Here is a 21,244-nt window from a genome sequence, read left to right as displayed (position 1 = left end):
CACGCCACCCCGCCGACCACCATCACTTCAAAAGACTCATGCTGCGTACACTTTCCATTCGCGATTTCGTCATTGTCGACGCGATCGAACTTGAGTTTTCAAGCGGCTTCTCGGTGTTTACCGGCGAGACCGGCGCCGGCAAGTCGATCCTGATCGACGCGCTGCAACTGGCGCTCGGCGGGCGCGGCGACGCCAGCGTGGTGCGCGAAGGCGCGTCCAAGGCCGACATCACGGCCGATTTTGCGGTCGGCGGCGCGGCGCAGGCATGGCTGGTCAAAAATGAATTCGCGCTGGAGGAGGGCGGCGCGCTGCTGCGGCGCGTGATCGACAATGCGGGGCGCTCGAAAGCCTACATCAACGGCATCGCGGCCACCGCCACCCAGCTGCGCGACCTGGGCGACATGCTGGTCGACATCCACGGCCAGCACGCGCACCAGTCGCTGCTCAAAACCGAGGCCCAGCGCGCGCTGCTCGACAACCAGGCCGCGTTCAAGGATGCCGGCGCGGCCGGCGACGCGCAGCAGGTGGCTGCGTTCTACAAAAGCTGGCGCGCGCTGGCCAGGCAGCGCGAAGAATTCGAGAGCAACGCCAAGAACGTGCTGATGGAGCGCGAGCGGCTGGAGTGGCAGGTGGGCGAACTGGAAAAGCTGGCCGTCAAGCCGGGCGAATGGGCCGAGATCGGCAACGAGCACAGCCGCCTGTCGCACGCGGCCAGTTTGCTCGAAGGCGCGCAGGAGGCGCTGGCGGCGATCTCCGAATCGGACCATCCGATCCTGTCGCAGCTTTCGTCGCTCAACATCAAGCTGGGCAAGCTGGTGGCCATCGACGCCCAGCTGCAGCCGGTGCTCGACTGCATGGAGCCGGCCCTGATCCAGCTGCAGGAAGCCGTGTATGCGCTTAACGATTACCTGGACCGGGTTGATCTCGATCCGGAGCGTCTGCGCCAGGTGGAAGCGCGCCTGGAAGCGATCCACGGCAGCGCGCGCAAGTTTCGCGTTGCGCCCGAAGACCTGCCCGGGGAATACGTCGTGCTGTCCGAACGGCTCAAGCAGCTGGCCGACGCCACCGACCTGGACGGCTTGCGCAAGCAGGAAGAAAAAATCATGGCCAGCTATGTGACGTCGGCCGGCAAGTTGTCCAAAACGCGCACTGCGGCGGCCAAATTGCTCAGCACCCAGGTGACGGCCGCGATGCAGGAATTGAACATGACGGGCGGCAGTTTTGTCGTGGGTCTCAATCCCTGCGAGCCGAGCGCGAGCGGCGTCGAGCAGGTCGAATTTTTGGTAGCCGGCCACGCCGGCGTGGCGCCGCGCCCGCTGGCCAAGGTGGCCTCGGGAGGCGAGCTGGCGCGCATTGCGCTGGCCATTTCCGTGATCACCTCGAATGCGACGACCACGCCGACCCTGATTTTCGATGAGGTCGACAGCGGCATCGGCGGGGCGGTCGCCGAAGTGGTGGGGCGCCTGCTCAAGCGCCTGGGGCAGGAGCGGCAAGTGCTGTGCGTGACCCATTTGCCGCAGGTGGCCAGCCAGGCCAGCCAGCATTTCCAGGTGGCCAAGGACACCACCGCGGGCGGCAAGACGGTGTCGCACATCGACGTGTTGGACAGCAAGGCGCGGGTGGAAGAAGTGGCGCGCATGCTGGGCGGGCTGGAAATCACGGCGACCACGCGCAAGCACGCGCGCGAACTGCTGGCGTCCTGATTGCCCTTTACATAATCGTACCGATTGGTTCAAGTTATTGCAGGCGGTCGGGCTCGTCCCGGGCGTGGCCGCGATGTGGATTCGGGCCTGGGCCTGGTCGTGGCAGTTTGCCTTTCCCGTGCTGCTGCTAATCCTGCCCGTGGTGCGGCGGGCGACGGCGGCGATTGTCACATCCGCCTGAAAAGGCTGGAATGGCGGGCCGGTAAGAATCTATAATGGCCTCGCTCCTTAACTCTCAATCGCCCTGTGAACAATCCCATCATTGCCGACATTACCGTCAAGCTCAAATTGCTGACCACCGAGCGGGGCGGGCGCGCCGAAGCGCTGCCGGGGGGCGAGTACCGGGGCATTCTGAGCGCGCGCGGGCAGCATTTTTCGTTCAGGTGCGAATTGCCGCGCGAGACGGGCTTCGAACTGGGCGCGTCGCGCACGCTCGAGGTCGAGTTCCTGTTTCCCGACCTCGCGCTGCCGTTTTTCAAGCACAACGACGAGTTCAATCTGTGGGAAACCGGCACGGTCGGCTATGGTCGCGTGCTGAAGGTGCATCGCCAGTTCTGATGCCTGGCAGAGTTTCATGACTCTATCTTCGGGCACAGGGGCGAACCCGGGGCGGCAGTGGCCATGCTCGAGCGTTCCGCCTTGTTCTTGCACCCGCTCGCGCATGGCGCGCATGCCATTCCCAACCGCAGTGCCGGCGCATGTGGACGAATAGTTGCCTGTGAACAGGGGTCAGACCACTTTGTCCCATCGGCAGAAGTGATCTGACCCCGGTTCGCGGACGATCCGACGAGCAACACGGTAATCTAGGATAATATCGTTCCTTCGCCCTCACTCTCCAGATCAACCATGGCCTATCGCAAAGAACCACCGTACACCCACGGGACCGTGGGCACGACCGCCGTCGTGCTGGTCAACCTGGGCACGCCGGACGAGCCGACCGCGCCGGCCGTGCGGCGCTACCTGAAAGAATTCCTGTGGGACCCGCGCGTGGTTGAAATCCCGCGCGCCGTCTGGTGGCTGATTCTGAACCTGATCATTTTGCCGTTTCGCTCGTCGAAATCGGCCGCCAAGTACGCGCAGATCTGGACCAAGGAAGGCTCGCCGCTCAAGGTGCACACGCAAAAGCAGGCGACGCTGCTGCGCGGCGCGCTCGGCCAGCGCGGCCACAAGGTCGGCGTGGTGATGGCGATGCGCTACGGCTCGCCCTCGCTGGCCGAGGTGCTGGACCGGCTCAAGGCCGAGCATTGCGAGCGGGTGCTGATTCTGCCCGCCTATCCCCAATATTCCGGCACCACCACCGCCTCGATCAACGACGCGGTGTTCGCCCACTACGCCAAGGTGCGCAACGTGCCCGAACTGCGCCTGATCCGCAACTATCACGACCATCCTGCGTATATCGGCGCGCTGCGCGACACCGTGCTCAAGCACTGGGAAGCGAACGGGCGCGGCGACAAGCTGATCATGAGTTTTCATGGCGTGCCCAAGCGCACGCTGATGCTGGGTGACCCGTATCACTGCGAATGCTACAAGACGGCGCGCCTGCTGGCCACCGAATTGGGCTTGTCCGAGCAGCAGTACCTGGTGACGTTCCAGTCGCGCTTCGGCAAGGCCGAGTGGCTGCAACCCTACACCGCGCCCACGCTGCAAAAGCTGGCGCAGGAAGGGTTCAAGCGGGTCGACCTGATCTGCCCGGGCTTTACCAGCGATTGTCTTGAAACGCTGGAAGAAATCGCGATGGAAGCGCGGCACGACTTCATCGGGGCGGGCGGACGCGACTTTCACTATATACCTTGCCTGAACGAGGCCGACTCGTGGATCGCGGCGCTGGCCGACGTGGCCGAGCAACACCTGCTGGGCTGGCCGACCATGCTGACGTCGGCACAACGCGAAGCCGAACTGAAGGATGCCCAAGCGGGGCGCGCCAATGCCGTCAAGCTGGGCGCAAGCTGAGCCTGGCGGCCCGGCCTGCTAAAATAGCGGGTGGACAGGCGTCAAGCCGGCGTACACGATCCACGCCATGGCAAGCACGGTGTAGGCGACGACGCTAATGGCAATGAGCGGCAACTTCATGACGGGAACTCCTGGACGCGTGGCAAGCGACAATTCGCAGGCCTGCGCGCTTAAGTACATAGTAATCCGTCGCGCGCAGAAGTGAATCTCCCATTTGGTAAGATTTGTAACATTGCACACAGAGCGGCGCGTACTTATATCCCTTGAAACTGTAGCTAACATCCCCATCTTTGGGGCTGTGTGGTTAGCACGACACGTCAATTAACAGCTAAGTCATTGATAGTAGGAGTTTTTTCGATGCAAGACCAAGAAAACCAAGAAGTGTCCGCGACTCAGGAAGAAATTGATCAGGCCCTCGCGCCTGAAGCCGGCGCACCCGGCCTGGAAGAGCAGTTGAGCGCCACCGAAGCCAAACTCGCGGAAATGCACGATGCATTCATGCGCGCCAAGGCCGAGGGCGAAAACATCCGCCGCCGCGCCCAGGAAGACGTCAGCAAGGCCCATAAATTTGCCATCGAAAGCTTCGCCGAGGCCATGGTACCCGTGCGCGACAGCCTGGAAATGGCGCTCAAGGTCGAGACCCCGTCGGTCGAGTCCCTGAAGGAAGGCGTCGAAATGACGCTCAAGCAACTGACCTCGGCGTTCGAAAAGAACCGCCTGGTTGAAATCCTGCCAGTCCAGGGCGACAAGCTCGACCCGATGAAGCACCAGGCCGTGGCCGTGGTGCCCGCCGAGCAGGAAGCCAATACCGTCGTCAATGTGTTGCAAAAGGGCTACATGATCGCTGACCGCCTGCTGCGGCCAGCCATCGTCACGGCGGCGCAGGCGAAATAAAGTCCGCCTGCCGCGCTCCAAGGTCTTGAAAGCGCGCCGTTTTACCAAATATCCAAGCTATCTGAAACTAAGTAAATAAAAGGAAAACATCATGGGCAGAATTATCGGTATCGACCTGGGAACAACTAACTCCTGCGTCGCGATCATGGAAAATGGTCAGCCAAAGGTAATCGAAAACGCTGAAGGTGCGCGTACGACGCCTTCCATTATTGCTTACCAGGAAGATGGCGAAATTCTGGTTGGCGCGCCGGCCAAGCGCCAGGCGGTCACCAATCCGAAGAACACGCTGTTCGCGGTCAAGCGCTTGATCGGCCGTAAGTTCGACGAAAAAGAAGTCCAGAAAGACATTGGCCTGATGCCGTATTCGATCCTCAAAGCCGACAACGGCGATGCATGGATCGGCGTGCGCGACAAAAAGCTCGCGCCACAGCAAATCTCCGCAGAAGTGCTGCGCAAGATGAAAAAGACGGCCGAAGACTACCTTGGCGAAGAAGTCACGGAAGCGGTCATCACCGTGCCGGCATACTTCAACGACTCGCAGCGCCAGGCAACCAAGGATGCCGGCCGGATCGCGGGCCTGGACGTCAAGCGCATCATCAACGAGCCGACCGCCGCCGCACTGGCGTTTGGCCTGGACAAGAACGACAAGGCCGACCGCAAGATCGCCGTGTATGACCTGGGCGGCGGCACGTTCGACGTCTCGATCATTGAAATTGCTGACGTAGACGGCGAAAAGCAGTTCGAAGTACTCTCGACCAACGGCGACACCTTCCTCGGCGGCGAAGACTTCGACCAGCGCATCATCGACTTCATCATCGACGAATTCAAGAAGATTAACGGCCTGGATCTGAAAAAAGATCCGATCGCCCTGCAGCGCATCAAGGCTTCGGCCGAGCGCGCCAAGATCGAACTGTCGTCGTCGCAGCAGACCGAAATCAACGAGCCGTACATCGCCATGGCGAACGGCGCGCCGGTCCACCTGAACCTGAAAATGACGCGCGCCAAGCTCGAGTCGCTGGTTGAGGAACTGATTCTGGCCACCATCGAGCCATGCAAGACGGCGATCAAGGATGCCGGCGTCAAGGTATCCGACATCGACGACATCATCCTGGTCGGCGGCATGACCCGCATGCCAAAGGTGCAGGAAAAGGTCAAGGAATTCTTCGGCAAAGAGCCGCGCAAGGACGTCAACCCGGACGAAGCCGTCGCTGTCGGCGCCGCGATCCAGGGTTCCGTGCTGTCGGGCGAGCGCAAGGATTTGCTGCTGCTGGACGTGACGCCACTGTCGCTGGGTATTGAAACGCTGGGCGGCGTGATGACCAAGATGATCCACAAGAACACGACCATCCCCACCAAGTTCAGCCAGGTGTTTTCGACGGCCGACGACAACCAGCCTGCCGTGACGATCAAGGTCTTCCAGGGCGAGCGTGAAATCGCTGCCGGCAACAAGGGCCTGGGCGAATTCAACCTCGAGGGCATTCCGCCGGCTTCGCGCGGCACGCCACAGATTGAAGTGACCTTCGACATCGACGCCAACGGCATCTTGCACGTCGGCGCCAAGGACAAGGCCACCGGCAAAGAAAACAAGATCACCATCAAAGCCAATTCGGGCCTGACGGAAGCGGAAATCCAGAAGATGGTGAAAGACGCTGAACTGAACGCCGAAGAAGACAAGAAAGTGAAAGAACTTGCCGAAGCACGCAACCAGGCCGATTCGCTGGTGCACTCGACCCGCAAGTCGCTGACCGAATACGGCGACAAGCTCGAAGGCGGCGAGAAGGAAGCCATTGAAGCGGCGATCACCGAAGTTGAAGGCTCGATCAAGGCCGGCGACAAGGCCGAGATCGACGCCAAGGTGGCAGCACTGTCGACCGCGTCGCAAAAGCTGGGCGAAAAGATGTATGCCGACATGCAGGCCAAGCAGGAAGCAGCGGGCGGCGACGCCGGCCAGCAGCAGCCAGGCGCGGACGCGGGCAAGCAGGCGCAAGACGACGTGGTGGACGCCGACTTCAAGGAAGTCAAAGACGCCAAGTAGCAGATGCAGGGGCGCGCGCCCCTGCCTCCAGATACGGCCGGGCCCATTGCGGCTCGGTTTTTTTGCATAAACGAGTCAGTGTTTCAGATTCAGTCACACAGCAAGGTGCCGACAAATGGCAAAGCGAGATTTTTACGAGATCCTTGGGGTCGCAAAGAATTCTTCGGATGAAGAAATCAAGAAGTCGTACCGCAAGCTTGCGATGAAATACCATCCGGACCGCAATCCGGACAGTAAGGAATCGGAAGAGAAGTTCAAGGAAGTCAAAGAAGCGTACGAGATGCTGACCAATCCGGAAAAGCGCGAAGCGTATGACCGTTACGGTCATGCGGGCGTGGACCCGAACATGGGTGGCGGCGGCGCCGGCGGCTTTGGCGGCGGCGGTTTCGCCGACAGCTTCGGCGACATCTTCGGCGATATTTTCGGCGGTGGCGCCGGCCGCGGGCGCGGTGCCGGTCCCCAGGTCTACCGCGGGGCCGACCTGCGCTACAACCTCGAGATCACGCTCGAGCAGGCAGCACACGGCTTCGACACCACCATCCGCGTGCCAAGCTGGGACAAGTGCGACACTTGCCACGGCACGGGCGCCAAGCCGGGCACGTCGCCGACCACCTGCACCACGTGTGCAGGTCACGGCCAGGTGCGCATGCAGCAGGGCTTTTTCAGCATCCAGCAGACCTGCCCCAAGTGCCACGGCAACGGCAAGGTCATTACCGATCCGTGCGCACCATGCGGCGGCCAGGGACGCATCAAGCGCAACAAGACGCTGGAAGTGAAGATCCCGGCCGGTATCGACAACGGCATGCGCATCCGCTCGTCTGGCAATGGCGAGCCGGGTACCAACGGCGGGCCGGCGGGCGACCTGTATGTGGAGATCCACATCAAGGCGCACACCGTGTTCCAGCGCGAAGGCGACGACCTGCATTGCGAGATGCCGATTTCGTTCGTCAAGGCGACTTTGGGCGGCGAGATCGAAGTGCCTACGCTGTCGGGCAAGGTATCGTTCACCATCCCCGAAGGTACGCAATCGGGCAAGACGTTCCGACTGAAAGCGAAGGGCATCAAGGGCGTGCGTTCCGGTTACGCGGGTGACCTGTTCTGCCACGTGGCGGTAGAAACGCCCGTCAAGCTGACCGACAAGCAGAAAGACCTGCTCAAGGAATTCGAACGCCTAACCGCCGAGGGCGGCGCCAAGCACAGCCCGCAGAGCAAAGGGTGGATGGACAAGGTGAAGGATTTTTTCGAGTAAAATATCGCACCCGCAAGGTGCGCTACTGTACGGTGAAGAGGCGAAGCGCCTTTCACCAAAGGCATGCGTCGCCTTGACGCGTGCCTTTGGTGGAAGGCGCTTCGTTGTTCCACCCTATGATAATCATACTGACTCGACGGATCCCACATGACCACGCAATCAGAACAAGACATTCAGGCTCTGTTTACCCGCAACCAGGACTGGGCGGCGGCGATGGTTGCCAGCAACCCGAGCTTCTTTACATCGCTGCTGAACCAGCAGTCACCCCAGTATTTGTGGATCGGCTGTTCCGACAGCCGGGTGCCCGCCAACGAGCTGCTTGGCTTGGCCCCGGGAGAGCTGTTCGTCCATCGCAACATCGCCAACGTGGTGGTGCACTCGGACCTGAATTGCCTGTCGGTGCTGCAGTTTGCCATTGACGTGCTGAAGGTCAAGCACGTCATTATTTGCGGGCACTACGGCTGCTCGGGCGTGCATGCGGCCATGGTCAACAAGCGCATCGGCCTGGCCGACAACTGGCTGCGCCACGTGCAGGACGTCTCGCAAAAGCACGAGAAATATCTGGGCGAATCGCTGGCCTCGGGCGCGCGCGCGAACCGGTTGGTGGAACTGAACGTGACGGAGCAGGTGGTCAATACCGCGCAGACGACGGTGGTGCAGGACGCGTGGGAGCGCGGACAGGAGTTGACAGTGCATGGCTGGGTGTATGGCCTGCACGACGGCCTGCTGCGCGACCTGGGCATGAGCGTGAGCGGCGCGGAAGAACTGGCGCCCAAGCTGGTGTCGCGGCTCGAGGAATACACTGTGTAAAGCGCATTCCAGCTTTGCGCCGCCATGGGCCGTAGGTCCGTAGGTCGGAAAAGCGAAGCGCATTCCGACATGTTCGCGTCCCGTGGACACCTGTCGGAATGCGCTACGCTTTTCCGACATACGGGGCGTACCTTGTGCGACGATGCGGGCAATACCATTGGATAAAGCGATGAGCCATGACCTGACCACCATCCGCGACACCGTGCGCACCTTTGTTTCCGAACGCGACTGGGACCAGTTCCACACGCCCAAGAACCTGTCCTCGGCCCTGTGCGTGGAAGCGGCAGAACTGCTCGAACACTTCCAGTGGCTGCACAGCGGCGGGGCCGCCGAACTTGGCCCCGCCAAGCTCGAACAGGTGCGCCACGAAATGGCCGACGTGCTGGTCTACCTGGTGCGCCTGGCCGACAAGCTCGATGTCGACCTGGGCGCCGCGGTCGAGGAGAAAATGATCCTCAACCGCGCCAAATACCCGGCCGACAAAGTGCGCGGCGACGCCCGAAAATACAATGAATATCCAGATTAGATTCCGGATTAAACTCCAGATTAAATCCCACCCATGCAAATGTACTTGATTACCAAATAATCCTCGATCCCGTAGGTCGATCCTTCGCGCCCCAGGCCCGACTGCTTGACGCCGCCAAACGGCGCGATCTCGTTCGAAATGAGCCCCGTGTTCACGCCCACCATGCCGCTTTCCAGCGCCTCGGCCACGCGCCACACGCGTCCGATGTCGCGCGAATAAAAGTAGGCCGCCAGCCCGAACTCGGTGTCGTTCGCCATCGCGATCACATCGTCCTCGGTTTTAAAGCGAAACAGCGGCGCCAGCGGCCCGAAAGTCTCCTCGGAAGCCACCTGCATAGCCGACGTCACATCAGCGATGATGGTCGGCTGAAAAAAGCTGTGACCCAGCGCATGGCGCTTGCCGCCGGCCAGCAGCCGTCCGCCCTTGGCCAGCGCGTCGGCGATGTGCTCCTCGACCTTGACGACCGCCTTTTCTTCGATCAGCGGCCCTTGCGTGACGCCTTCTTCCAGGCCGTTGCCGACCTTGAGCTTGCCCACGGCAGCGACCAGCTTTTCGGCAAATTGCTCGTACACGCCATCTTGCACATACAGGCGGTTGGCGCACACGCAGGTCTGGCCCGCATTGCGGTATTTGGACGCGATCGCCCCTTCCACCGCCGCATCGAGGTCGGCGTCGTCAAACACGATGAAAGGCGCATTGCCGCCCAATTCGAGCGACAGCTTCTTGATTGTCGGCGCGCACTGCTGCATCAAAATGCGCCCCACCTGGGTGGAACCGGTAAAGGTCAGCTTGCGCACGATCGGGTTGCTGGTCATTTCGCCGCCGATCGCTTTGGAGTCGCCGGTAATGACGCTCAACACGCCCTTGGGCACACCGGCGCGTTCGGCCAGCACCGCCAGCGCCAGCGCTGAAAACGGCGTCAGCTCGGCCGGCTTGACCACCATCGGGCAGCCTGCGGCCAGCGCCGGACCGACCTTGCGGGTGATCATCGCCGCCGGGAAGTTCCACGGCGTGATGGCCGCGCACACGCCGATCGGCTCCTTGGTGACCATCAGGCGCCGGTCGGCCCAGGGCGACTGCAGCGTGTCGCCCGCCACCCGCTTGCCTTCTTCGGCAAACCATTCGATGAACGAAGCCGCATAAACGATCTCGCCTTTCGATTCGCTCAAAGGCTTGCCCTGTTCGGCCGTCATGATGACTGCCAGGTCGTCCGCGTTGGCGAGCATCAGGTCATTCCACTTGCGCAAGATGGCGCTGCGCTCCTTGGCCGTTTTTTTGCGCCACGCGGGCCAGGCGACGTTGGCGGCGTCAATCGCGCGTTTGGTCTCGAGCGCGCCCATGTGCGGCACCGTGCCCAGTTGCTCGCCGGTGGCCGGGTTGAACACGGTGATGGTGCTCGCATCGTTGGCATCGCACCATTCGCCATCTAACAGGCATTGCTGGCGCAGCAGGGTAGGGTCTTTCAGGTTCAGCATGATCGGCTTTCTGAGTCGGAGGAAGATCATCCATGTTAGCCCAATTGGCAAGCTTGCGTGCTCCGCTCCATTGCCTTTCGGTAAGGAAAAGAGCCCGGCGTGTTGGCATCCTTCGCCATAAGCAAGTATGCTAGGCACTTGTTCGATATACATCAATCGGCACTCGCAATCGTCCCGAATTGGCTTTATGATGGTGCTGAGTGCCGCACTTTTACACTGGCAGGCTTTATGCGCAGTCCCATCGTTCTCGTTCCAGCATGCACCCGCGCCATAGGCGAGCATCCCTATTACGCGGCGCAGATCAAATACGTCGATGCGGTCGTCCTCGGGGCGCGCTGCACGCCGCTGATCGTCCCTGCGCTGGGCGATGCGCTTGACCTGGCAAGCATCCTCGATGCCTGCGACGGCATCATGCTGACCGGTTCGGCCAGCAACGTCCACCCGAGCCACTATGGCGAGGACGTGTACGACCCCGAACTGCCGCAAGACCCCGGGCGCGACGCCACCACGCTGCCCCTGATCCGCGAGGCGATCAAGCGCGGCATTCCCGTCATTGCGGTGTGCCGCGGTTTCCAGGAGCTGAACGTGGCCCTGGGCGGCAGCCTGTATCAGGCAGTGCAGGAGGTGGCGGGCAAGATGGACCACCGCGAAGACCCGGCGCTGCCGCTCGAGGCGCAGTACGCGCCAGCGCACGGCATCACGCTCACGCCGGGCGGCACGCTGCAGCGCATCCTGGGCGGCGCCACCGACATAGCGGTCAATTCCTTGCACGGCCAGGGCGTGGACCGCCTGGCCGACGGGATTGCGATCGAAGCGCGCTCCGACGATGGCCTGGTCGAAGCGTTTTCGGTGCCTGCGGCGCCCGGCTTCACGCTGGCCGTGCAGTGGCACCCGGAATGGCGGCTGCTTGAGAACCCCGACTCGATGCGCATGTTCGGCGCGTTCGGCGACGCCTGCCGCGCATTTTGCGCAAAAAAAGGCGCGCCGGTTCCTTAGCTTCGCCCGCAGACACGCAAGCGCGCCAGCATCCATAGTACGCACGGGACGTTTTTCGTCCGGCGTTTGAGCAAGACTACCGAGAGACAATCATGGCAATTCGCGAAAACTTTACCTATACAGACATGGACCTGTGGCTCAATGAAAAACGAGTCACCGAAATTGAATGCCTGATTCCCGACCTGACCGGCGTCGCGCGCGGCAAAATCCTCCCGCGCGCCAAGTTCACGCAGGAGCGCGGCATGCGCATTCCCGAGGCGGTGCTGGGCATGACCGTGACGGGCAACTACCCGATCGCCGACGGCGCCTACGACCGCGCCATTTCCACCACCGACCGCGACATGATTCTCAAGGCCGACCCGACCACCATCACCATGGTGCCGTGGGCGGTTGACCCGACCGCGCAGGTCATCCACGACTGCTATTTTTCGGACGGCAAACTGGTCGACTTCGCGCCGCGCACGGTGCTGCGCCGCGTGCTCAAGCTGTACGCCGACAAGGGCTGGAAGCCGGTCGTGGCGCCTGAACTCGAGTTCTACCTGACGGCCAAGAACATCGACCCGGACCTGCCTCTGAAGCCGCCCATCGGGCGCAGCGGACGTGCTGAAACAAGCCGCCAGGTGTACTCCATCGATGCGGTGAACGAATTCGATCCGCTATTCGAAGACATCTACGATTACTGCGAACTGATGAACCTGGACGTCGACACCCTGATCCACGAGATCGGCGCCGGCCAGATGGAAATCAACTTCCAGCACGGCGACCCGCTGGGCCTGGCCGACAAGGTGTTTTTCTTCAAGCGCACGCTGCGCGAAGCGGCGCTCAAGCACGACATGTACGCCACCTTCATGGCCAAGCCGATGGCCGGCGAACCCGGCTCGGCCATGCACGTGCACCAGAGCGTGGTCGACACCAAGACCGGCATGAACATCTTCAGCAACGAAGACGGTTCCGCGTCGCCCCTGTTCAAGCAGTACATCGGCGGGCTGCAGCGCTACATGCCGTCGGCGATGGCGATCGTCGCGCCGTATGTGAACTCGTACCGCCGCATCGTGCGCCATACGGCAGCGCCGATCAACATCCAGTGGGGCCTGGACAACCGCACCGTGGGCTTTCGCGTGCCCGAATCGGGCGTGCAGGACCGGCGCGTGGAAAACCGCATCATCGGCGCCGACGCCAATCCCTACCTGGCGCTGGCAACCACGCTCGCCTGCGGCTACCTGGGCATGACCGAGCAACTCGAGCCGACCCCGATGATGACCGGCAGCGCCTACGAGATGCCGTTCGAACTGCCGCAAGGCCTGCCCGAAGCGCTGGCCATGCTGCGCGCCGAAGACAAGCTGCGCGCCGTGCTCGGCGAGCGCTTCATCGACGTGTATTCGGCCATCAAGGACCTGGAGCACCAGGAATTCATGACCGTCATCAGTCCGTGGGAACGCGAACACTTGCTGCTCCACGTCTGAACATCAACACGAAACCGAGGTCCATCATGCCACTACAATCCTTAGCACCAGCCGCTGCCGTCCTTGCCGGCGTCAAGGCGGCCGTTCATGAAATCTACGACACCGCATTGATCCGCAAGCTCGATGCGCAGCACTACATGCATCCGTTCACCGACCACGCCGCCCTGAAGGAAAAGGGCGTGCGCGTGATGGTGCGCGGCGATGGCATCTACCTGTGGGATTCGGAAGGCAACAAGAGCCTGGACGGCATGTCGGGCCTGTGGTGCGTGAACGTCGGCTACGGGCGCACCCGCATTTCTGAAGCCGTCTACAAGCAGATGGAGACGCTGCCGTTTTATAACAGCTTTTTCAACACCACCAATGTGCCCGCCGTGCGCTTGGCCGCTCTGCTGGTGGAGCTCTCGCCGCCGCAGTTCAACCACGTGTTTTTCACCGGCTCGGGCTCGGAAGCGAACGACACCAACCTGCGCATGGTGCGCCGCTACTGGGACCTGATGGGCTACCAGGGCCGCCACACCATCATCAGCCGCTACAACGCGTACCACGGCAGCACGCTGGCCGGATCGGCCCTGGGCGGCATGGAAGGGATGCACGAGCAGGCCGGGATGATTCCCGGGATCGAGCATATCGGCCAGCCGAACTACCTTGAGTCAGGCCAGGGCATGAGCGAAAACGAATTTGGCCTGGTGGCCGCCGGCTGGCTCGAGAAAAAAATCCTGGAAGTGGGCGCCGACAAGGTGGCCGCGTTCATCGGCGAGCCGGTGCAGGGCGCGGGCGGGGTGATCATCCCGCCGGCCACTTACTGGCCGGAGATCCAGCGCATCTGCGACAAGTACGGCATCTTGCTCATTGCCGATGAAGTCATTTGCGGCTTTGGCCGCCTGGGCGCCTGGTTCGGTTCGGAGCTCATGCAGATCAAGCCCGATCTGATCACCTTTGCCAAGGGCGTGACCTCGGGCTATGTGCCGCTTGGCGGCGTGCTGGTGGGCGACCGGGTTGCGAAGGTCTTGATCGATAAAGGCGGCGACTTCAATCACGGCTTCACGTATTCGGGCCACCCGGTCGCATGCGCGGCGGCGCTTGAAAACCTGCATATCCTGCTCGAGGAAAAGCTGGTCGAGAAGGTGGCGCTGGAAACGGGGCCATACCTGAAGGCCAAGTTCGCCGCGCTGGCAGACCATCCGCTGGTGGGCTTTGCCAACAGCTGCGGCTTTGTCGCGGGCTTGAATTTGGTGCGCAAGAAAGCAGCCAATGTGCACGACTGCGAGTATTTTCAGCCAGATCAGTCGGTGGGGATGATTTGCCGCGGCCACATGTTCGAGAATGGCATGATCATGCGCGCCGTCGGCGACCGGATGATTATCGCGCCGCCGCTGGTGATGACGTGCGCACAGATCGACGAGATGGTCGCTAAGATCCGGTTCTGCCTCGACGCCACGCTGGCCGACCTGCAGCAGCGCGGCTGGATGTAAAACCAGGATGTCCGCGTCACGTTGATGTAATGCATCAGCGAACCGATTCTGCCACGACGCAACCCGTAGGGCGCAAAAGCGCAGCGCATTGCGCCAATGTCCGCGTCACGTTGACGCGAACATTGGCGTAATGCGCTTGCGCTTTTACGCCCTACGGCACCTTGCGGTCTCCGAGCACTTGCGGCATCAGCGAACCGATAACGATCCCGATGAACGCTGCAATCAAGCCGGCAAGCTGACCGGGGAAATGCTCACCCCACGTTGTCAGCTGCGGGAAGAACAGGATCCAGGTGATCAAGCCTGCGGCGATCGACACGATCGCCCCTTGCGTGGTGGCGCGCTGCCAGTACATGCCCATCACCAGCGGCACAAAGGCGGCCACCAGCGTGACCTGATAAGCGCTCGAGACCAGCTCGTAGATGGAGGTGCCGTGCATCTTGATCGCATAGGTCAGCACCAGGGCCGCGAACACGACAATCGACACGCGTACCGCCAGCAGTTGCTGCTTGTCGGTCATGCCTGGACGCAGGTGCTTGAGGATGTTCTCGACAAAGCTGGTCGACGGCGCCAGCAGCGTGGCCGACGAGGTGCTCTTGATCGCCGACAGCAGCGCGCCAAAGAAAATAATCTGCATCATCAAAGGCATCTTGGTCATCACGAACGTGGGCAACAGACGCTGATAATCATTCTTGACCATGTCCACGCCGCTTTGGCCCATGACCAGCACGGCGCTGGCAACGATGAACATCGGCACAAAGGCGAACAAGATATAGCTCGCACCGCCGATCATGGCGCCGGCGCGCGCGGTGGGCGCGTTCTTGGCCGACATGACGCGCTGAAACACGTCTTGCTGCGGAATGCTGCCGAGCATCATGGTGACGGCCGCGCCCAGGAAGAACACCATGTCATGGAACTTTGGCGGCGGCAGGAACTTCCACAGGTGGTCGCGGTTTGCCATGGCGAACACCTGGTCCGCGCCGCCGGCCAGGTCGGCCGCGAAATAGGCGATGATGGACAGGCCGATGACCAGCACGATCATCTGGATGAAGTCGGTGATGGCCACGGCCAGAAAGCCGCCCGCGACCACATACACCAGCACCGCCAGCGTGCCCACGATCATGCCGGCCGCTTCGCTCATGGCGCCGTTGGTCAGTACCGTAAACACCAGGCCGAGCGCGGTAATTTGCGCGGCCACCCAGCCGAGGTAGCTTAAAATAATAGCGACCGAACAAAAGATCTCGATGCCTTTGCCGTAGCGCTGGCGGTAGTAGTCGCCAATGGTGAGCAAATTGAGCTTGTACAGCCGGGCCGCAAAGAACATGCCCACCAGGATCAGGCAAAAGCCTGCGCCGAACGGGTCTTCGACGACGGCATTGAGCCCGCCCTGCACGAAGCGGGCGGGGATGCCCATCACCGTTTCGGCGCCGAACCAGGTGGCGAAGGTGGTGGTCACCACCATGATCAGCGGCAGGCTGCGCCCGGCGACGGCAAAGTCGGCGGTGTTTTTAATGCGGGTGCCGGCCCAGACGCCAATGCCGAGCGTGGCGAGCAGATAGATCACCACGCAGGTAATCAGTGTGTAATTCATGTATCGTCACTCCCAGGAAAACAAAGTCTGATATTGATTTTTGGCAAGAATGGCCGGCGGCAAAACCTGAGGATTATACCGGGACAAAACACTGGTCAAAATGAAAACTTGGTCCAGTGTCTAACATGCGACACTGTGGCAAACGGGGTGCGCCATATCGACGGCGCGCCAGGGCAAAATCCAGCGAGGAGACAATAATGGCGGCAACAAATTGGCATGACCAGGCAGCGGCAGTCAAGCCGGACGGACGCGCATTCATCGGCGGCGAGCGGGTGTGGTCCAGGACTGAACAGCGTTTCGACAATATCTCGCCCATCGACGGGCGCAACTTGGGCGCCATCGCCCGCTGCCAGGCGGCCGACGTGGACGACGCCGTGGCCGCCGCCCGCGCCGCCTTCGAGGACCGGCGCTGGGCCGGCCAGTCGCCCGCGCAGCGCAAGCGCACCTTGATCCGGTTCGCCGACCTGATGCTGGCCAATACCGATCAGCTGGCGCTGCTGGAAACGCTGGACATGGGCAAACCGATCAAATACAGCCGCAGCGTGGACGTGCCGGCGGCGGCCAACTGCATCCGCTGGTATGGCGAAGCGATCGACAAGATTTACGATGAAATCGCGCCCACCGCCGACAACAGCCTGGCCTTGATCACGCGCGAGCCGGTCGGGGTGGTGGCCGCCATCGTGCCGTGGAATTACCCGATGATCATGGCCGCCTGGAAGATCGCCCCGGCGCTCGCCGCCGGCAACAGCGTGATCCTCAAACCGTCTGAAAAGTCGCCTCTGACGGCCTTGCGCCTGGCCGAGATCGCGCTCGAGGCGGGCATTCCCGCCGGCGTGTTCAATGTCGTTCCGGGGTACGGGCACGAGGCTGGCGCCGCGCTCGCGCTGCACATGGATGTCGATTGCATCGGCTTTACCGGCTCGACCAAGGTCGGCAAGCAGATCTTGCAGATGGCGGGCCAGTCGAACCTGAAGCGCGCCTGGACTGAGCTGGGCGGCAAGTCGGCCAATATCGTGTGCGCCGACTGCCCGGACATTGACGCCGCCGTCAGAGCCGCCATCGGCTCGATTTACTTCAACCAGGGCGAGAGCTGCAACGCGCCTTCGCGCCTGTTTGTCGAAGCATCGATCAAGGATGCGTTCCTGGAAAAAGCGCTGCCACTGATGCCCCAGTACCAGCCGGGCGATCCGCTCGACGAGGCCACCGTAATGGGCGCCATTGTCGACGCCACACAGATGAAGACCGTGATGGGTTACATCGAGCAGGGCAAGCAGGCCGGCGCCAAGCTGCTGTTCGGCGGCGCTGCGGCGCGCACGGAAACGGGCGGCTTTTATGTCGCGCCCACCTTGTTCGACCAGGTCGACAGTTCGATGAGCATCGCCTCGGAAGAGATTTTCGGCCCGGTGCTGTCGGTGCTCAGTTTTACCGACATCAAGGATGCGGTAAAACAGGCCAATGGCACGCCGTATGGCCTGCAGGCGGCCGTGTGGACGCGCGACATCAGCAAGGCGATCCAGACTGCGCGCGCGCTGCGGGCGGGAACGGTGCATGTGAACCAGTACGATGGCGACGATATCACCGTGCCTTTTGGCGGCTACAAGCAGTCGGGCAATGGGCGTGACAAATCCCTGCACGCGTTCGACAAGTACACCGAACTGAAGACCACCTGGATCCAGATAGGATGAATGTTGATGGCTTCTAATGTGGCCGACGCGACGGTCGCCTTGAGATCTCCGGGCCATTCTGATGTTCGTGAACTGCTTGATTTTGAATTGAGGAACCGGCAGTTTTTCGAAGCGAACATCAATGCAAGGCTGCCTTCCTATTATTCAGCCGCAGGCGTGGCACAAGCAATTGAAACAGCGCTCGCCGATGCCGCCCACGATCGTGGCTACCAGTTTCTGGTAAAGGACGACGCCGGTGACCTTGTTGGCAGGGCCAACCTGAGCGGAGTAAAGCGCGCGCATTATCATTCTGCCGTCCTGGGCTATCGCATTGCAGAGTCGGCAGGCGGCAAGGGCTATGCCAGCGAGGCAGTGCGCCAAGTCGTGGCGCTTGCTTTCAGCCAGCTTGGCCTGCTGCGCATCGAGGCCGATGCGCGCGCGGAAAACGCAGCATCGGTGCGCGTGCTGGAGCGCAATGGGTTCGTGCAGTACGGCCGTTCCAAGCGCAGTTTCGAGCTTGGCGGCGTGTGGTACGACCGTCTGCACTTTGAACGGCATGCCGATGCATGACGTGCTCACTCGCAGTCATCTTGCATATGGCGGATCATGAAAAAAACGACGGCAGCAAACCTGGCCCTCATTCTTGTTGCTGTGGCGTGGCCGCTGGCGCTGTTCGGGGTATTCTCCCAGATGGGCGATCCTGCGCCGGATGCACGCGAGCAGGTTGAAGCAGCGCGGAAATGGTCGACGGCGGTGTTTTTTGCGGGGGCGCTAAGCCTCATTGCTGCGATAGGCCTGGCCGCTTACGCCCTTCGTACTGCCAAGGTGCGCGCCGGGATTGCGTTGGCTGCGGCGCTCATTCCGCTCATTGTCGTGGCCGGCATGGTCATGTCGCTTTTTATGCGCTACTGATTTACGGAGTGGGCATGGTATGCACGGTGGGCATCTTTCTGTTCGAGAACGTAGAGGTGCTGGATTTCGCCGGCCCTTATGAAGTGTTCAGTACCGCATCGCGGGTGTTCAAACGACTTCACGGCACCGAAACCTCGACCTTCGATGTCTTCACGGTGGCTCAATCGAAGGCAACAGTGCGGGCACGCGCCGGTCTGCGTGTGGTTCCGGACTATGACTTTGAGGATCATCCCCCCATTGATTTGTTGATCGTCCCGGGCGGAATCGTCACTGAAGAATTGGCCAAGCCGCAAGTGTCCAAATGGATCGAAGCATGCTCCAGGAGCGCCCGGATCACGGCCTCCATCTGTACCGGCGCGTTTCTCCTGGGCAAAGCTGGTTTGCTGGAAAAGAAGGCAGCGACAACCCATTGGGAAGATATCGCGGAAATGCAGGCGATGTTTCCCTCGGTGAACGTGCTCGATGGGCAACGCTGGGTGGACGAAGGCCACGTTGTTACCTCCGCCGGCATTTCCGCTGGCATCGACATGAGCCTTCATCTGGTAGCGCGGATTGTCGATCATCGCCTTGCGACAAGCACGGCGCGCCAGATGGACTTCGATTGGCGAGACCGGCCTTGCTGACCGTTCGTGCAACTCACGCAAGGCTTCTCATCGTTAATGATGTGCTGGCGCGCCAAAACAGTGGCGACTTGGCGCCGCCGAATTCGACATCAGGAGAACAGTAGTGGCATACGGACTGCACATCGAGCGCGAAGATCCGATTGAACTGGTGGAATGGATTGCGACCGTAACAGCGCACGGCGAGCGTCAATTGGATGAGGCGAATTCAACAGCCATAAACCCCGTGACCGGAGCAAAAATCGCCGTGCAAGGCCAGGACGGGACCGTAGCAATCTTGGTGGAAGGCCAATGGGCGAGAGTGTTTCATTGGAATCGAGGGAAAATTTCTTTCAAGGCGCCGTCTTCTACTTTCCGTGATGATCCCATTATGTCTGCCGCCTTGCTGCTTGCCTCTGAGCTGGCCGCGTTCGTATCCGGTGATGAGGGCGAGATTTATGATGGCTCGGACTGACTATTCTTTCGCGCATATATATGTGGCCCGGCGCGATCGTAAAGTGTAGGCGTCGGGACGACAGGCTCCCGCGACTGAGTCACGTGCTATGAGCAGATGATCATCTGAATAGTCAGGCGGGAACGATGTCCACCTATACGCTTGCCGAGGCAAAGGCACAACTGAGTCGCTTGATCAGCTTGGCCGAAGCCGGCGAGGAAATTTCGATTACCAAGCGTGGGCGTGCGGTTGTGAAGCTCGTGCCCAGCGAGCCTGCGCGCAAGCAAATGTCCAGTCTTGCCGAACACCGCGCACAGATGACTCCGCAGACAGAGTCAGCAGGGGAATTCATTCGAAAGCTGCGCGAATCAGACCGTTATTGATGCGCTACCTGGACTCAGGAGTACTGGTACTATCTGGGTCGCGAAGGCGCGCAGTAGTGCCGCTGAAACCCTGGAACAGGCACGCGTGTGGATGTGACCTTCATCGAAAATTCCGTACTCGGCTTGGTTCGAGATCACTTGCTACCCTTCGGTTTCGATGACTTCACGCTTACGCCGCTCTCATTAATAGCGCGCTCGGCCGATGGGCCGGCCTCGACTGGGCTGGTGGTTTGGAGCACTCCGGCAATCTCGGCACCACCTTTTGGCACCGTTACCACAAGCTGAGCATTTCCCAGGTTGCTCGAAAAGCGTGCTGTATGACTTGCGCCTTGAAGTAGCTTCTGCGTGTCAGCGACCGCTCGTACAGCATACTCAAGACCTACGTCGTCGGCGCCCCGCGCAACCAAATTTTTGTTCACTCTGCCAACGAATTCAAGCTTGTAGTCGCCACTCTCCGCAAACTTAATCTTGAATTTGCCCTCGGCATCTGTCGTCCCCAACACAAGCATCTGCCCTCCCGGATTTTTCCCGCCTTTGACGATGATTCCTCCAATTGGTGTGCCTGGGGCAGCGACCGCAGCAACGGAGACAACAGCAAGGGTCAGGAAAGAAATTATCGTGGCGCTACCTAATTTCATATTGTCACCTTCAGTGGACGATTGATCGTGGTGGACGGCGAAGGGAATGTAGATTCAACTGCAAGGGTACTAAGTTCATTGTTACTAACTGTAGCGTTTTCATTATGCATCGTTTTAAGACCGGAATAGCGAAATCTCGATTAGCACTTAAAAACAATTATGCGGACCGCATGGACTCGGGATTCGCTGCGTACAACTTTTGTCTACGTTATGATAGGCAACATGCCCAACGCTGCGTATCAGATCCGTGCAAACGCAAATATGCTGTGCAATCCTCCGGGAAATCACGGTCACCAAATTGTTCTGGAACGAATTGCAATCACTGGAGATAAAGGGCCGACATGGGCAAGGGTAGACTAGCCTGGATTTTGCATAAAAAAGGGCAAGAATGCCGTAAGTGCTTGATATGATGTGAGTATCTCGAAACACACTA

The 21,244-nt window shown here is 60.8% G+C and carries 21 protein-coding genes; 18 read left to right on the top strand and 3 right to left on the bottom strand.

The genetic code is table 11. The features are described 5' to 3' along the window. The first annotated feature begins 38 nt into the window (after nt 1-38). The 9 genes from recN to ACP7BV_RS23515 all read left to right on the top strand — a co-directional run bounded on the left by recN (nt 39) and on the right by ACP7BV_RS23515 (nt 9,167). Nucleotides 39-1,703 carry a DNA repair protein RecN gene (gene recN, locus ACP7BV_RS23555; protein WP_426107242.1) on the top strand — a complete coding sequence of 555 codons (1,665 nt, stop codon included), beginning with the start codon at nt 39-41 and terminating at the stop codon, nt 1,701-1,703. Nucleotides 1,704-1,740: 37 nt separating this feature from the next. Further along, the gene (locus ACP7BV_RS23550; protein ID WP_426107241.1) at nt 1,741-1,884 is read left to right on the top strand and encodes a DUF2798 domain-containing protein; all 144 of its coding nucleotides are present in this window, start codon (nt 1,741-1,743) and stop codon (nt 1,882-1,884) included. Between the two features lie 65 nt (nt 1,885-1,949). Beyond that, the gene (locus tag ACP7BV_RS23545; protein WP_426107240.1) at nt 1,950-2,261 is read left to right on the top strand and encodes a hypothetical protein; all 312 of its coding nucleotides are present in this window, start codon (nt 1,950-1,952) and stop codon (nt 2,259-2,261) included. A gap of 288 nt (nt 2,262-2,549) precedes the next feature. Next, nucleotides 2,550-3,653: a ferrochelatase gene (hemH, locus tag ACP7BV_RS23540; protein WP_426107239.1), complete on the top strand. Its 1,104-nt coding sequence runs from the start codon at nt 2,550-2,552 to the stop codon at nt 3,651-3,653. 357 nt (nt 3,654-4,010) lie between these two features. Continuing rightward, complete coding sequence (gene grpE, locus ACP7BV_RS23535) at nt 4,011-4,547, top strand: nucleotide exchange factor GrpE (protein WP_426107237.1); 537 nt, start codon at nt 4,011-4,013, stop codon at nt 4,545-4,547. A 91-nt stretch (nt 4,548-4,638) separates the two neighbouring features. Then, on the top strand, nt 4,639-6,582 hold the full coding sequence (gene dnaK / locus ACP7BV_RS23530; RefSeq protein ID WP_426107235.1) for a molecular chaperone DnaK: 1,944 nt from the start codon (nt 4,639-4,641) through the stop codon (nt 6,580-6,582). 115 nt (nt 6,583-6,697) lie between these two features. Next, the gene (gene dnaJ / locus ACP7BV_RS23525) at nt 6,698-7,831 is read left to right on the top strand and encodes a molecular chaperone DnaJ (protein WP_426107233.1); all 1,134 of its coding nucleotides are present in this window, start codon (nt 6,698-6,700) and stop codon (nt 7,829-7,831) included. A gap of 147 nt (nt 7,832-7,978) precedes the next feature. After that, a complete protein-coding gene (can, locus tag ACP7BV_RS23520; protein ID WP_426107232.1) occupies nt 7,979-8,641 on the top strand; it encodes a carbonate dehydratase in 663 nt (220 codons plus the stop codon). Nucleotides 8,642-8,810: 169 nt separating this feature from the next. Continuing rightward, nucleotides 8,811-9,167 carry a nucleotide pyrophosphohydrolase gene (locus tag ACP7BV_RS23515; RefSeq protein WP_426107231.1) on the top strand — a complete coding sequence of 119 codons (357 nt, stop codon included), beginning with the start codon at nt 8,811-8,813 and terminating at the stop codon, nt 9,165-9,167. Nucleotides 9,168-9,187: 20 nt separating this feature from the next. Here ACP7BV_RS23515 and gabD read toward each other — a convergent pair whose 3' ends face one another. Next, nucleotides 9,188-10,642, bottom strand: coding sequence for an NADP-dependent succinate-semialdehyde dehydrogenase (gene gabD, locus ACP7BV_RS23510; RefSeq protein WP_426107229.1), 1,455 nt, complete (start codon nt 10,640-10,642; stop codon nt 9,188-9,190). 228 nt (nt 10,643-10,870) lie between these two features. Between gabD and ACP7BV_RS23505 the strand changes: the two genes are divergently transcribed. From ACP7BV_RS23505 to ACP7BV_RS23495, 3 genes are all read left to right on the top strand, one after another. Further along, complete coding sequence (locus ACP7BV_RS23505; protein ID WP_426107228.1) at nt 10,871-11,638, top strand: gamma-glutamyl-gamma-aminobutyrate hydrolase family protein; 768 nt, start codon at nt 10,871-10,873, stop codon at nt 11,636-11,638. Nucleotides 11,639-11,730: 92 nt separating this feature from the next. Then, the gene (locus ACP7BV_RS23500) at nt 11,731-13,101 is read left to right on the top strand and encodes a glutamine synthetase family protein (RefSeq protein ID WP_426107226.1); all 1,371 of its coding nucleotides are present in this window, start codon (nt 11,731-11,733) and stop codon (nt 13,099-13,101) included. 26 nt (nt 13,102-13,127) lie between these two features. Further along, nucleotides 13,128-14,573, top strand: coding sequence for an aspartate aminotransferase family protein (locus tag ACP7BV_RS23495; protein WP_426107225.1), 1,446 nt, complete (start codon nt 13,128-13,130; stop codon nt 14,571-14,573). A 151-nt stretch (nt 14,574-14,724) separates the two neighbouring features. Here ACP7BV_RS23495 and ACP7BV_RS23490 read toward each other — a convergent pair whose 3' ends face one another. Beyond that, nucleotides 14,725-16,161, bottom strand: a complete 1,437-nt coding sequence (locus ACP7BV_RS23490; protein WP_426107224.1) for a sodium:solute symporter family protein — start codon at nt 16,159-16,161, stop codon at nt 14,725-14,727. Between the two features lie 197 nt (nt 16,162-16,358). Here ACP7BV_RS23490 and ACP7BV_RS23485 point away from each other — a divergent pair, with 197 nt between their 5' ends. The 6 genes from ACP7BV_RS23485 (at nt 16,359) to ACP7BV_RS23460 (ending at nt 20,173) form a co-directional block, all read left to right on the top strand. Further along, a complete protein-coding gene (locus ACP7BV_RS23485) occupies nt 16,359-17,846 on the top strand; it encodes an aldehyde dehydrogenase (RefSeq protein WP_426107223.1) in 1,488 nt (495 codons plus the stop codon). A 6-nt stretch (nt 17,847-17,852) separates the two neighbouring features. Continuing rightward, nucleotides 17,853-18,395 carry a GNAT family N-acetyltransferase gene (locus ACP7BV_RS23480; RefSeq protein WP_426107221.1) on the top strand — a complete coding sequence of 181 codons (543 nt, stop codon included), beginning with the start codon at nt 17,853-17,855 and terminating at the stop codon, nt 18,393-18,395. A gap of 36 nt (nt 18,396-18,431) precedes the next feature. Next, entirely contained in the window at nt 18,432-18,737 is a 306-nt protein-coding gene (locus ACP7BV_RS23475; protein ID WP_426107220.1) for a hypothetical protein, read from the top strand. Between the two features lie 26 nt (nt 18,738-18,763). Next, on the top strand, nt 18,764-19,360 hold the full coding sequence (locus tag ACP7BV_RS23470; protein WP_426107218.1) for a DJ-1/PfpI family protein: 597 nt from the start codon (nt 18,764-18,766) through the stop codon (nt 19,358-19,360). 103 nt (nt 19,361-19,463) lie between these two features. After that, a complete protein-coding gene (locus ACP7BV_RS23465; protein WP_426107217.1) occupies nt 19,464-19,811 on the top strand; it encodes a hypothetical protein in 348 nt (115 codons plus the stop codon). A gap of 125 nt (nt 19,812-19,936) precedes the next feature. Beyond that, entirely contained in the window at nt 19,937-20,173 is a 237-nt protein-coding gene (locus ACP7BV_RS23460; protein ID WP_426107215.1) for a type II toxin-antitoxin system Phd/YefM family antitoxin, read from the top strand. Between the two features lie 134 nt (nt 20,174-20,307). On the opposite strand, the gene ACP7BV_RS23455 is transcribed toward ACP7BV_RS23460, so the two are convergent. Then, on the bottom strand, nt 20,308-20,811 hold the full coding sequence (locus tag ACP7BV_RS23455; RefSeq protein ID WP_426107214.1) for a hypothetical protein: 504 nt from the start codon (nt 20,809-20,811) through the stop codon (nt 20,308-20,310). Between the last annotated feature and the right edge of the window lie 433 nt (nt 20,812-21,244).

It is taken from the genome of Massilia sp. TSP1-1-2 (assembly GCF_049896185.1).
GTDB lineage: Bacteria > Pseudomonadota > Gammaproteobacteria > Burkholderiales > Burkholderiaceae_D > Telluria_A.
This window is presented reverse-complemented; position numbering and strand designations above follow the sequence as displayed.